Annotated in this window: 10 protein-coding genes and 1 pseudogene; 9 read left to right on the top strand and 2 right to left on the bottom strand. The window is 62.8% G+C overall.

The features are described from left to right. Positions 1 to 14 precede the first annotated feature (14 nt). Both ACN50D_RS17800 and xylB read left to right on the top strand, forming a co-directional pair. A complete protein-coding gene (locus ACN50D_RS17800; RefSeq protein WP_003946343.1) occupies positions 15 to 332 on the top strand; it encodes a WhiB family transcriptional regulator in 318 nt (105 codons plus the stop codon). A gap of 24 nt (positions 333 to 356) precedes the next feature. After that, positions 357 to 1754 (top strand): xylulokinase, encoded by a 1398-nt coding sequence (xylB, locus tag ACN50D_RS17805; RefSeq protein ID WP_064443887.1) that lies wholly within the window; start codon positions 357 to 359, stop codon positions 1752 to 1754. Positions 1755 to 1761: 7 nt separating this feature from the next. On the opposite strand, the gene ACN50D_RS17810 is transcribed toward xylB, so the two are convergent. Continuing rightward, positions 1762 to 2478, bottom strand: coding sequence for an HAD family hydrolase (locus tag ACN50D_RS17810; RefSeq protein WP_007727677.1), 717 nt, complete (start codon positions 2476 to 2478; stop codon positions 1762 to 1764). A 142-nt stretch (positions 2479 to 2620) separates the two neighbouring features. Between ACN50D_RS17810 and cycA the strand changes: the two genes are divergently transcribed. From cycA to ACN50D_RS17845, 7 genes are all read left to right on the top strand, one after another. After that, positions 2621 to 4084, top strand: a complete 1464-nt coding sequence (gene cycA, locus ACN50D_RS17815) for a D-serine/D-alanine/glycine transporter (RefSeq protein ID WP_211920723.1) — start codon at positions 2621 to 2623, stop codon at positions 4082 to 4084. A 122-nt stretch (positions 4085 to 4206) separates the two neighbouring features. Beyond that, positions 4207 to 4977: a M23 family metallopeptidase gene (locus ACN50D_RS17820; RefSeq protein ID WP_003946431.1), complete on the top strand. Its 771-nt coding sequence runs from the start codon at positions 4207 to 4209 to the stop codon at positions 4975 to 4977. Positions 4978 to 5102: 125 nt separating this feature from the next. Then, positions 5103 to 6608: a glutamate-cysteine ligase family protein gene (locus ACN50D_RS17825; RefSeq protein WP_165639117.1), complete on the top strand. Its 1506-nt coding sequence runs from the start codon at positions 5103 to 5105 to the stop codon at positions 6606 to 6608. Positions 6609 to 6749: 141 nt separating this feature from the next. Further along, entirely contained in the window at positions 6750 to 7643 is an 894-nt protein-coding gene (locus tag ACN50D_RS17830; RefSeq protein ID WP_007727672.1) for a universal stress protein, read from the top strand. Positions 7644 to 7819: 176 nt separating this feature from the next. After that, the gene (locus ACN50D_RS17835; protein WP_007727670.1) at positions 7820 to 8860 is read left to right on the top strand and encodes an LLM class F420-dependent oxidoreductase; all 1041 of its coding nucleotides are present in this window, start codon (positions 7820 to 7822) and stop codon (positions 8858 to 8860) included. Positions 8861 to 9218: 358 nt separating this feature from the next. Then, positions 9219 to 10112, top strand: a complete 894-nt coding sequence (locus ACN50D_RS17840) for a universal stress protein (protein WP_003946389.1) — start codon at positions 9219 to 9221, stop codon at positions 10110 to 10112. 76 nt (positions 10113 to 10188) lie between these two features. Then, the gene (locus tag ACN50D_RS17845; protein ID WP_003946380.1) at positions 10189 to 10827 is read left to right on the top strand and encodes a response regulator; all 639 of its coding nucleotides are present in this window, start codon (positions 10189 to 10191) and stop codon (positions 10825 to 10827) included. A gap of 3 nt (positions 10828 to 10830) precedes the next feature. Here ACN50D_RS17845 and ACN50D_RS17850 read toward each other — a convergent pair. Continuing rightward, positions 10831 to 12523: pseudogene (locus tag ACN50D_RS17850) on the bottom strand (GAF domain-containing protein). Between the last annotated feature and the right edge of the window lie 15 nt (positions 12524 to 12538).

Below are 12538 nucleotides of genomic sequence, written 5' to 3' on the forward strand. Positions count from 1 at the left end.
TTGAGGTCGCCATCATGCACAAGCACCTTCCGATGCCGTACCCGACCGCCGAAGTGTGGGACTGGCAGCTGCAGGGAGCGTGCCGCGGGCACGATTCCGCGGTGTACTTCCATCCGGACGGCGAGCGTGGACACGCCCGCGAGAACCGTGAACGCAACGCCAAGAAGGTCTGCGCGACGTGCCCTGTACTCCAGCAGTGCCGCGAACACGCACTCTCCGTCCACGAGCCGTACGGCATCTGGGGTGGAATGACGGAGACCGAGCGCGCAGAATATGTGCGATCGCTGCGTAAGCGCAGCAACCGGATGCCCGCGGTCGCCAACGCGAGCTGACGGTCCTTCGGAAAGGACGCCAGTGTGGCCCTCGTAGCCGGTATCGATTCGTCTACCCAGTCGTGCAAAGTCATTGTCCGTGATGCCGATTCGGGAGAGCTGGTACGAGAAGGGCGGGCGGCGCATCCCGTCGGTACCGAGATAGATCCGGCATGCTGGCTCGAGGCGATGGACAGTGCAATCGCCGCAGCGGGTGGGCTCGGCGACGTCGCAGCCGTATCGGTCGGAGCTCAACAGCACGGCATGGTGTGTCTGGACAGTGGCGGCGAGGTCGTCAGACCGGCGTTGCTGTGGAACGACACTCGCTCGGCGAAGGCTGCGACCGATCTGGTCGAAGAGCTCGGCGGACCCAAGGCGTGGGCCGACGCAGTTGGTGTAGTTCCGGTTGCCGCGGTCACGGCAAGCAAGCTTCGATGGCTCGCAGATCACGAACCCGGCAACGCCGATCGCACTGCCGCGGTGTGTCTTCCGCATGACTGGTTGTCCTGGAAGTTGGGTGGGTCCGGCTCGATCGAGGAGCTTGCCACCGACGCGGGCGACGCCAGTGGAACCGGCTATTATGCTGCCTCGACGCGCGAATATCGTAAAGATTTGCTGGCGTTGGCATTTCGCGGTCGAACCCCGCATGTTCCCCGAGTTGCATCGCCGAACGAAAAGATCGGAAGTACACGTTCCGGAGGTATTGTCGGGCCTGGCACCGGTGACAATGCCGCAGCCGCACTGGGTTTGGGGGCAGTTCCCGGTGACGTGATCATCTCGATCGGAACATCCGGCGTCGTCTCGGCTGTATCGGCCACCCCCACGCATGATCCCGGCGGGAACGTGGCAGGATTCGCGGACGCAACCGGCCTGCACTTGCCGCTGGTGTGCACTCTCAACGGCGCGCGCATTCTTGATGCGACGGCGTCCATTCTCGGTGTCGATCACGCCGAACTGTCGCGGTTGGCGTCGACGGCGCCCCTCGGAAACGACGGGCTGGTCATGATTCCGTACTTCGAGGGTGAACGGACGCCCAACCGCCCTGACGCCACGGGGGCCATGCACGGATTCCGGCTGCAGAACTCGACGCCTGCGCACTTTGCACGAGCCGCAATCGAAGGGCTCCTGTGCGGCTTGGCCGACGGCGTCGACGACCTGGTTCGTCAAGGCGTCGAGGTGAAGCGAGTTCTCCTCGTGGGAGGCGGAGCGAAGTCGCGCGCTCTCTGTGAGATCGCGCCGGCAATTCTCGGAGTGCCGGTCGTGATCCCTGCTCCGGGTGAGTACGTCGCCGAAGGGGCATGCAGGCAAGCAGCATGGGCACTGTCCGGGGACACGCAGCCGCCGGTGTGGCCGAAACCGGAAGAGCGACGATTCGACGCCGAACCAGCTCCCCACGTGCGCGAGCGCTACGCGTCGTTGCGCGAACTCACCGAAGGTGTCTGAGCGCTCCCTACAGAAGCCCGAACTTCCGCACTGCGTCGAGTAGCGCGTGCGGGCGTTCGGTCGTCGGCAGGGGATCGACGAGTGCGAACTGGCAACCGACGTCTCGGGCAGCGCCGTCGGCGATGTCGCTGTCACCGACCATCAGGGTCTGCGCCGCATCCACATCGAGTTGTGCGAGGGCGTACTCGAAGATCGCCGGTTCGGGCTTGACTGCACCTACCTCGAACGAGAGAACGAACTCGTCGACCCAGACGTCCCAGCCGCGGTCGGCGAACGCCGGACGGATGTCGAAGGCGATGTTGCTCAAGACGGCAGTGCGTATGCCCTTCTCCGACAGTGACTTCAGTACCTCGCCGGTATCCGGGTACGGCGACCACTGATCCGGATCGACCAGCAGGGCGTAGAAAGCTTCGGCCCGAACCGGATCGGGCACCCCGGACTTACTCAACACGTCGAGGTAAGCCTGACGATGCAACTTCGGATCCCGGTCGCGGTTCTCCCACGCGTAGATCCCCGCTTCGTCCATCTCCACGGTTCTGCCCACCGGCGCGGTCATCCGACGCATCAGCTCGGCTTGAGCGTGCACGTCGAGCGGATCGCCTTGGTGATCGACGAGGTGCTCGGTCCAATCGTCGCTCTCCTCCAAACGGAAGAGGGTTCCGGAGAAATCGAACAGCGTCGCGGCGATATGTCCGTCTTGATGGGCCGTGCTGTCAGTGTTCACCTCGACAGGTTATCGGCGTCCGCTTTCCGATGCGTGATGTGAGCCAGTGCACGCGTACTTTGAGAGAGCACATTTTCCGAGGTTCCCCCGACGGGCACGATTTCGATGCCCCGGATGAACCGAACGACGAGGGGGATCCTCCGTGTCCGACCACGCGAATACACCAGACCTGACGAAGCCGTCCGGCGAAGACCCCCACCTCTCACGTCAGCTGTCCAACCGGCATATCCAGCTGATCGCCATCGGTGGTGCCATCGGCACCGGACTGTTCATGGGATCGGGCAAGACGATCTCGCTCGCCGGGCCTTCCGTGATCTTCGTGTACATGATCATCGGATTCATGCTCTTCTTCGTCATGCGGGCGATGGGGGAGCTGCTGCTCTCGAACATGGCGTACAAGTCGTTCTCCGACTTCGCCGCGGATCTGCTGGGCCCCTGGGCGGGATTCTTCACCGGCTGGACCTACTGGTTCTGCTGGATCGTCACCGGCATCGCGGACGTCATCGCGATTTCCGGGTACTTCAAGTACTGGTGGCCAGGGCTCGCGGCGTGGATTCCTGCTTTGCTGACGATCGCGGCGCTGTTGCTCCTCAATCTCCCGACCGTTCGCGCTTTCGGTGAAACCGAGTTCTGGTTCGCGCTGATCAAGATCATCGCCATCGTCAGCCTGATCGTCGTCGGCATCGTCATGGTCGTCTCCGGGTTCACGGCGCCGAACGGTGCCACCTCCGGTATCGACAACCTCTGGAACGACGGCGGGATGTTCCCGACCGGATTCATGGGCTTCGTCGCCGGCTTCCAGATCGCCGTGTTCGCATTCGTGGGTATCGAGCTCGTCGGTACGACGGCAGCCGAGGCGAAGGACCCGGAGAAGAACCTGCCGAAGGCCATCAACTCCATCCCCATTCGTGTCCTGCTGTTCTACGTCGTTGCACTGACCGTGATCATCGCGGTGACTCCGTGGCGTGAAATCAGCGCAGACAAGAGTCCGTTCGTCGCCATGTTCACACTCGCCGGCCTCGGCATCGCTGCTTCTGTCATCAACTTCGTCGTGCTGACCTCCGCTGCATCTTCGGCCAACTCGGGTATCTACTCCACCTCGCGCATGGTGTTCGGCCTTGCGCAGGAAGGCGACGCACCGAGGCCCCTCGGCAAGCTGAACTCACGCAAGGTCCCCGCGAACGCCCTGATGTTCTCGTGCATCTTCCTGCTGGCGTCGTTGATCCTGCTGTTCTCGGGCGATTCCGTGATCGAGGCCTTCACCGTCGTCACGACCATTTCGGCGCTGCTGTTCATGTTCGTGTGGACGATCATCCTGGCGAGCTACATGGTGTACCGGAAGCGTCGTCCGCACCTGCACGAGGCGTCGAAGTTCAAGATGCCCGGCGGCGTCGTGATGTGCTGGGTCGTGCTCGCGTTCTTCGTCTTCATTCTCTGGGCACTGACAACCAAGGACGACACCCTGCAGGCACTTCTCGTCACGCCGATCTGGTTCGTGGTTCTGGGCATCGCGTGGGCGATCATCCGGCGTCGACCCGCTCACCGGGCACGATACGACGCATTCAAGTCAGAACTGGACGCCAGCCGACAGAACGGCGAGAAATAGTTTTGGTCAAGATCGGGTAACGGTGGCGGCCGCCTTGATCAAACTGTTACATTCTTCGGCAGACAGAGGAGCGGGCTTCATCAGAAGGACGCTGCACGCCGACGACTGACGGAGTACACACTGTGGGAAACCACCACCGCACGGGCAATGACGATGTTGTCTTCGAGATCGATCCCGAGGCAGCAAGCGGCCGCCACCGCACCCCGTCGGCTGGCCCTGGTGCCGGTGTCAAGGCAGGTGTCGTAGCTGCGGCTACCGGTGCACTCCTCGTCGGTGCAGGCCAGATGGGCGCAGGAACCGCTGCTGCGGCGCCGGCAACACAGACCATCGCCGGCATCGAAATCCCGCAGGGTCTGCTCCCCGAGGGCGTTGTCGTTCCGGCTGAATTGGCGGCACTTCCGGCTCTCGACATCCCCGAGCTTCCCGATTTTGCTGCCGACCTCAACACGCAGGCACAGCAGTTCCTCGCTGGGATCAACCCCGGCACCTCAGCTCGTACCGTGCAGCCGGTGTCCGGAACGCTGACCTCAACCTTCGGTTCGCGCTGGGGAGCACACCACGGTGGCCTCGACATCGCGGCTCCGATCGGTACGCCGATTCTGGCTGCAGCCGACGGCCAGGTCATCGACGCCGGCCCGGCGTCAGGTTTCGGCCTCTGGGTCCGCGTCCAGCACGACGACGGCACGGTCACCACGTACGGCCACGTCAACGACTACCAGGTCAACGTCGGCCAGCGCGTCAACGCCGGCCAGCAGATCGCCACCGTGGGTAACCGTGGCCAGTCCACCGGCCCGCACCTGCACTTCGAGGTTGCCGAGAACGGCGCAAAGGTCGATCCCGCAGCGTGGCTGCAGGCTCGCGGCGTAGCTGTCACCTGGGTCGACAACTCGTAGAAGAAACTTTCGGAGAACTGCGGTGGCGTCGGGAAATTCTTCCCGGTGCCACCGCAGTTCTCGTTTGTCGGTGACACCGGACGGATAGCCTTCAGTGACGTTGATCGTCGAAGGGGGAATGCGCAATGGGTGCAGAGGTCACGGCGCGAGAATTCACCAGAGCCGACCGTAGGCTCTTTCGTAAGAAGGTGCGCTCGTGCGTCGACGCCATGAAGCAGATGCTCGACGGTGGTGACTTCCGAGACGCCGTCGACAAGCCCGCTCCGCTGTTGGGCATGGAGATCGAGTTCAACCTCGTGACCGGCGACATGACGCCCGCGATGTCCAACCGTGAAGTGCTCGAATCCATCGACGACTCTGCGGTTTTCCAAACCGAGCTCGGACAGTTCAACGTCGAGATGAACGTCGAGCCCGGCCCACTCACCGGTGATGCGACTTTCGAATTGGAGAAGAAACTGCGGGCGTCCCTCGACGTCGCAGACGCGCGAATCCACGCGCACGACGCCGAGATGGTGATGATCGGGATGCTGCCGACCCTGCAGCTCGAGCATCTCGATCGTGAGTGGATCACCGCCAACCAGCGCTACGAATTGCTCAACGAGCAAATTTTTGCCGCGCGAGGAGAGGACATCGAACTCGACGTCGAAGGTGTCGCGCTACCCGGTGGCGACGTGGAAATCCTTCGGGCCGACACCAATTCGGTGGTGCCGGAGGCGGCTTGTACGTCCATGCAGTTGCACCTGCGCGTCGCGCCGGAAGAATTCGCAGCGCACTGGAATGCCGCGCAGTGTCTGGCCGGAGTACAGGTGGCGCTTGCGGCCAATTCTCCTTTCCTGGCAGGGAAGGCGCTTTGGCACGAATCACGCATTCCGATCTTCGAACAGGCAACGGACACCCGAACTTTCGAGCTCAAGAACCAAGGTGTGCGACCGCGAGTGTGGTTCGGTGAGCGGTGGATCCATTCGGTTCTCGACCTGTTCGAGGAGAATTCACGGTACTTCCCGGCGCTGCTCCCTGATGTCTCGGACACCGATCCGCTGGAAGTGCTCGCGGCGGGCGGGGTTCCGGAGTTGAGCGAGCTTCAGATGCACAACGGCACGGTCTATCGCTGGAATCGGCCTGTCTACGACTGCTCGGATGGCAAGCCGCACTTGCGTATCGAGAATCGGGTGCTGCCGGCCGGGCCGACCGTCGTCGACATCATGGCCAATGCGGCCTTCTACTACGGAACCGTTCGCGCATTGGTGAACGCGGAGCGGCCACTGTGGTCGCACATGTCGTTCCATGCGGCAGAAGAGAACCTGCACATCGGCGCCAAGTACGGACTCGACGCCACCCTGTACTGGCCGGAGATCGGTTGGGTCGGTGCCGACGAGTTGGTCCTGCGAAGGCTGCTGCCGTTGGCGGACGAGGGTTTGGCCGACTTCGGATTGTCCGCCGCGGCCCGCGATCGGTACCTCGGCGTGATCGAAGGGCGGTGCATGAATCGGCAGACCGGTGCCGCCTGGCAACGCGAGCACGTGGCGCACGCGGAGGCCTCGGGCGCGGACCGCTCGACTGCGCTCACCGGAATGCTCCGCGGTTACGTGGAGAACATGCGGACGGGAGATCCTGTTCACACCTGGTCCTGATTGCTCTGCTAATTCTCCTATCCGTCAACAGTTTCGGGGACCTAAGTCCCCGAAATGAAGAGGGGGCGACCCCAAAAAAGCCGGACAAGTGGGATGGTTAGAGTGAAAGTGGCTCGGTTACTTCTTCAGGAAGGTGGGCACATGAGTTCACGCGAACATAACAGTGTTGTTGTCGGAGTCGAGGGTTCGGACACTGCGTCCACAGCGCTCCGCGAGGCCGCGAAAATCGCCGCCCAGCGCGAATTGCGACTCGACATCATCCACGCTCTCGACTTCGCGCCTTACGGTTTCGGCGGACCGTACGTCGACGCGGGTGGGGTGTACGAATGGGTCGAAGAGGCCGGAAAAGCGATCTTGGCGGAGGCGGAACAGTTCGCCCGTGAGATCGATCCGAAACTCGAAGTTCACACCGAAATCGCCATCGGCAGCGCAACTCAGTGGCTGATCGAGAGTTCGGCACAGGCCAGGCGGGTCGTTGTCGGAGCGTCGGCGTCAGGCAAGGCGGCGACAGCAGTCCTCGGCAATACCGCGGTCGGTGTGGCCAGTCACGGCAAGTGTCCGGTCATCGTCGTCCGAGACCGCGATGGTGCGGTGCCCTCGGAAGGACCCGTAGTGGTCGGCGTCGACGGCAGCGCGTTGAGCGCCCAGGCCGTCGGTGCGGCTTTCGAGGAAGCGTCGTTCCGCGGAGTCGAGTTGGTGGCGTTGCACGTGTGGAGTGACCTCGGCAGTGCGGCATTCGAAGACCCGAGGGCCGCTGCGCTTGCCCCGCAGTCTCTCGAAGAGGAAGAGCACGCGGTACTCAGCGAGAGCTTGGCTGGATGGTCCGAGCAATACCCGGACGTGAAGGTCCGGCGCGAGGTATACCTCGACAACCCACGCGGACGGCTGTTGGACTGGTCGGCAAAAGCGCAGCTCGTCGTAGTCGGAAGCCGTGGTCGCGGTGGATTCCGCGGCATGTTGCTCGGCTCGACCAGCAACACCCTGATCGCTTCGGCCAAGTGCCCCGTCATGGTGGTTCGCCCCGAAGAATCCTGACCCTCGACAGGCTCTCCCACTACCCCGTTCATTTCGGTCATCGAATATGAACGGGGTAGTCACATGAATGCGGACTCAGGTTCCGTAGTGTTCGATGTGAGTAAGTGTTCGATGGGAGTACCACTGCTCGTGTGCGCATCGCACACGGCAGCAATCGTCAGGATTGGGGTTACAACGTGCGTATCGGTATGGGTTTGAACTACAGCGGCGGGTTCGCCGAAACCGTCGAAGAGGTCGGTGACCTGGAGAAGGCGGGCCTCGACATCGCCTTCGTCCCGGAGGCGTATTCCTTCGACGCCGTCAGCCAGCTCGGTTACCTGGCGGCCAAGACGTCGACCATCGAACTCGCTTCGGGGATCTTTCAGATCTACACCCGTACCCCTTCGTTGACCGCCATGACGGCGGCGGGCCTGGACTTCGTCTCCAACGGTCGCTTCGTGATGGGACTGGGCGCTTCCGGACCGCAGGTGATCGAGGGGTTCCACGGCGTCAAGTACGACGCTCCGCTGGGACGCACACGTGAGGTCGTCGAGATCTGCCGTCAGGTATGGCGCCGCGAGAAGGTCGAGTACCAGGGCAAGTACTACCAGGTTCCCCTCCCCGCCGAGAAGGGCACCGGACTCGGAAAGCCGCTCAAGCTGATCAATCATCCTGTGCGTGAGCGCATCCCGATCCTGATCGCTTCGCTCGGACCCAAGAACGTCGAGCTGACGGCGGAAATCGCCGAAGGCTGGGAACCTATCTTCTTCCATCCGGAGAAGGCAGCAAGCGTGTGGGGTGAGCCGATCGCCAAGGGCAAGGCCAAGCGCGATCCGAGCCTCGGTGAGCTTCAGGTGTACGCGTCGCCGGCACTGGCCATCGGTGACGACGTCGACCACATGCTCGACTGGGTACGCCCGAGCCTTGCGCTCTACATCGGTGGCATGGGCGCCAAGGGCAAGAACTTCTACAACGATCTCGCGGTGCGCTACGGCTACGAAGAGGCCGCCGAGAAGATCCAGGATCTCTACCTCGCGGGCAAGAAGGACGAAGCCGCAGCAGCAGTGCCGGACGAACTGGTTCGCGCCGTGTCGTTGATCGGTCCCGAGAGCTACGTCAAGGAACGCGTCGCAGCCTTCGCCGAAGCCGGTGTCACGACGCTCAACGTCACGCCGTTGGCGGCCGACCGCAACGGCCGAGTGCAGCTGATCGAGAAGTTCCGCAAGATTTGTGACTGACCCTGCTGTGCGCCTTTATTAACCGCCGGCGGTTAACAAAGGCGCACAGCAGAGCAGGTGGTTCGGGATCTCCTGCGTACGAAACCCGATTTTGGGCGCTTGTTGACAGGACTTTTTTCACTTCTGACCGGTCGGGTTCTTCACCTAACGTGGATCGAGTAGCCAGGGTTTGCGTGCGAATCCGGCACCGGTGGCCTCGTTGACGCCCGAAAGGGATGTTGGCGGGGCCGTTGCCGCAGTCCACCCGAACACCCAATGTCCGATTCGGGACTCGCGTCGGCTGATGAATCCTTTTTGCCGTCATTGGGCAATAGTGTGAGGGCGAAGAGATTCTGTGGTCGATTGTGGAGGGACGAACATGAGTGCAACCAAACCCGTCGTCGTAGCGGTAGACGGTTCGGAATCGGCGTCGTCGGCTGTCGTCTGGGCGGCGAGGACCGCGGTGGCGCTCGGTCGACCACTCCACATCGCGACGGTGGTGCACATCCCAGCCTTCTACTACTCCGAGCCTTACCTCGCCGAGAGCTTCAAGGACGAACTGCGGCGCACTGCCACCGCTCGTCTGGACAGCGCACAGATTCTCGCGCGGCAAAGCATCGACGACGACCTCGAGATCGTCACCGAACTACTCGACGGCAGCGTCTCCGATCGCCTGATCGAATTGTCCAAGGGCGCGTACATCATTGCGCTCGGCCCTCGCGGGCACGGCGAATTCACCGGATTGGTCGTCGGTTCTGCGACGGTCTCGGTTGTCTCGCACGGCGAATCTCCGGTTGCAGTTGTCCGAGGACGGACGCTCGACGGTCGACCGCCGACCGAGGGCCCCGTCGTCGTCGGTGTCGATGGATCCGAAAGCAGCATCGAGGCAGTCGAGCACGCTTTCGAGCAGGCCTCCGCGCGGGGCGCCACCTTGATTGCCGTCAACGTGTGGAGCGACGTGAGTGTGCAGCCCTCGTTGGGTGCCACCCCCGACGACCCCCTGTGGAGCAGCATCCAGACGGGTGAGGAAGTTGTCCTCGCCGAGCAATTGGCCGGATTCACCGAGCGTTACCCGGACGTCGTCGTCGAAAGAGTCGTCGCGCGTGACCGTCCGGTCCGAGTCCTGAGCGAATACGCGGAGACGGCGCAGTTGATAGTCGTCGGCAGTCGCGGGCGCGGCGGATTCGCAGGAATGCTCCTCGGATCGACCAGTCGGGCGCTCCTGCACACCGCGGATTGCCCGGTTCTCATCGTCCGGCACGTCAACAAGTGAAGAGAATGCATTCCATGAGTTCTGAGTCCACCGTCTCCGGTACCGTTCGACGTGAGATGTCTTTTGGAGGGGTTCGATGACAACGCGGATATTCCTGGTCGACGATCACGAGATCGTCAGACGCGGATTGTTCGACCTACTCGGTGGGGTCGAGGACTTCGTGGTGGTGGGCGAGGCGGCGTCCGTGGGGGAAGCGCTGGCTGCGGTACCGCAGAGCAACGCCGACGTCGCTGTTCTGGACGTACGCCTGCCTGACGGCAACGGCGTCGAACTGTGCCGAGAACTCCGCTCGATGCTTCCCGACCTCCGCTGCCTGATGCTCACGTCGTACGCCGACGACGAGGCGTTGCTCGACGCGATCATGGCGGGGGCCTCGGGATTCGTCCTCAAGCAGATTCTCGGAACCGATCTGGTCGCTGCAGTCCGCACAGTCGGGCGCGGCGGTTCACTGCTCGACAGTCGTGCAACCGAGGCGCTGATGCAGCGGATCCGCAGCGACCGTACAGCTGATCCGTTGGCCGAACTTTCCGATCAGGAGCGAGCAGTCTTCGACCTCATCGGAGAGGGGCTCACCAACCGGGAGATCGGCGCGCGATTGTTCCTCGCGGAGAAGACGGTCAAGAACTACGTGACGCGTCTGCTCTCGAAGCTGGGCATGCAGCGTCGTACTCAGGCTGCGGTGCTGGCGACCGAAATCCGTAGCGGCAGTCGCTAGGATCTAACGACCGGATTTCGGTCGATTCGAGTTGGTGCGACCGAGCGGTACTCGCCAGAGCAGGCGTGCACCGCTCGGATCGTGATTGACGATCGTGCACGTACCGCCGCAATGTTCGGCGCGGCGCTCCAGATTGTGCAGTCCACTCTTGTGGAAGTCGGAGGGGAGTCCGACGCCGTCGTCCTCGATCGTGATCGCAAATTCGACGTCCGCGGTGACAGCGATGGTGATGTGGCGTGCGTGTGCATGCCGAAGGACGTTGCTCAACCCCTCACGCAGCACGGCTTCGGCGTGCTGGTGGATCCCGGGATTCACCAGAGTGTCGATGGCGCCGGAGAATTGGACGCTCGGGGTCACCGCGGACTGTGCGGTGGCGTCGCCGATGACATCGAGGAGGCGTCGGCGCAGGCTCGACGAATCGGTGGCTGTCGGAGTCTGCAGATCGAAGATGGTTGTCCGGATCTCGCGGACTGTCTTGTCGAGCTGTTCGAGAGATCGTTTGACAATCGCGCGCGCCGACTCCGGGAGGGTCTCGTCCGGAAGCGTGCTCTGCAGGCTCATTCCGCTCGCGAACAGTCGCTGGATGACGTTGTCGTGCAGGTCTCGTGCGATGCGGTCGCGGTCGGCGAGAACGGACAACAGGCGTTGCGCCTTTTGTTTCTCGTCGAACTCGATTGCAACGGAGCCGAGTTCGGCCATCGACTCGATCCGGGTCAGTTCGTCGTGATCCCAGTGTGTGTTGGTGGAATTCGACGCCACGATGACCGCGCCGACTACACCCGAGGCGACGCACATCGGTGCCACGACCGCACTCCCAGCCGACGGCACCAGTTCGGTGAGTGCGCCTAAAGTGGTGAGTACCTGTAGCTTTCGAGTGCTCCGCACCACGTCGAACGGATAAGTGGTCGCCGGGATTCTGACTCCACGTGACGTGGTCCGGGCGCTGGCCGCGGCGTGAACCTGTGCGTAGCCGTTCTCGCAGATCACCACGATCACGTCGTCGACGCCGGTCAGGTCCCGAACGCGACTGGCAAGAAGTTGCAGGCCGTCCTCGAGCGAGTCACCGGCCAGCAACCGCGAGCGGATGGCAGATGTTGCGGTGAGCCATCTTTCACGAGTTCGTGACTGCTCGAACAGTCGGGCGTTTTCCACAGCGATACCGGCTGCGATGGCGAGGGCTTCGAGAATGACCTCGTCTTCCTGGGTGAACTCGGCCTGTCCCCGTTTCTCGGTCAGGTAGATGCTTCCGAACACCTTTCCCCGCATCATGATCGGCGCTCCGAGGAAGCTCTCCATCGGTGGATGATTTGCGGGGAATCCCACCGATTCGGGATGGTCGCCGAGATGGGCCACACGCAAAGTCTGCGGGTGATTCATCAGAACACCCAGCACGCCATGACCTTCGGGGAAATGTCCCATGGTCGCGCGTTGGGACCCGGAGATTCCCTCGTACACGAATTCCGAGAGCCCGCCCCCCCGGCGCCGCGACCCCCAGGGCGCCGTAGCGGCAATCCAGAACCGTTGTCGCAGAGGTGATGATCCGTTGAAGCGTCAGGTCGAGGTCCAGGCCGGAGCCGACCACCAGGACCGCCTCGAGCAGGCGGTGGAGTGTCGGTATGTCGGCATTGGAATCGCCCAGGCGGTCGAGCAACTCGCCGAACGTACGTGCCGGACTGTGACCCGAAGCTTCGACCATGGTCGAAGCATATCG

Source organism: Rhodococcus sp. SB1D, from assembly GCF_048573875.1.
Lineage (GTDB): Bacteria > Actinomycetota > Actinomycetes > Mycobacteriales > Mycobacteriaceae > Rhodococcus_F > Rhodococcus_F qingshengii.

What these genes read in the sequence shown, in the direction of transcription:
- ACN50D_RS17845 (WP_003946380.1), top strand. Translation starts at nt 10,189, where the DNA reads ATGACAACGCGGATATTCCTGGTCGACGATCACGAGATCGTCAGACGC.
- ACN50D_RS17825 (WP_165639117.1), top strand. Translation starts at nt 5,103, where the DNA reads ATGGGTGCAGAGGTCACGGCGCGAGAATTCACCAGAGCCGACCGTAGG.
- ACN50D_RS17840 (WP_003946389.1), top strand. Translation starts at nt 9,219, where the DNA reads ATGAGTGCAACCAAACCCGTCGTCGTAGCGGTAGACGGTTCGGAATCG.
- ACN50D_RS17830 (WP_007727672.1), top strand. Translation starts at nt 6,750, where the DNA reads ATGAGTTCACGCGAACATAACAGTGTTGTTGTCGGAGTCGAGGGTTCG.
- ACN50D_RS17800 (WP_003946343.1), top strand. Translation starts at nt 15, where the DNA reads ATGCACAAGCACCTTCCGATGCCGTACCCGACCGCCGAAGTGTGGGAC.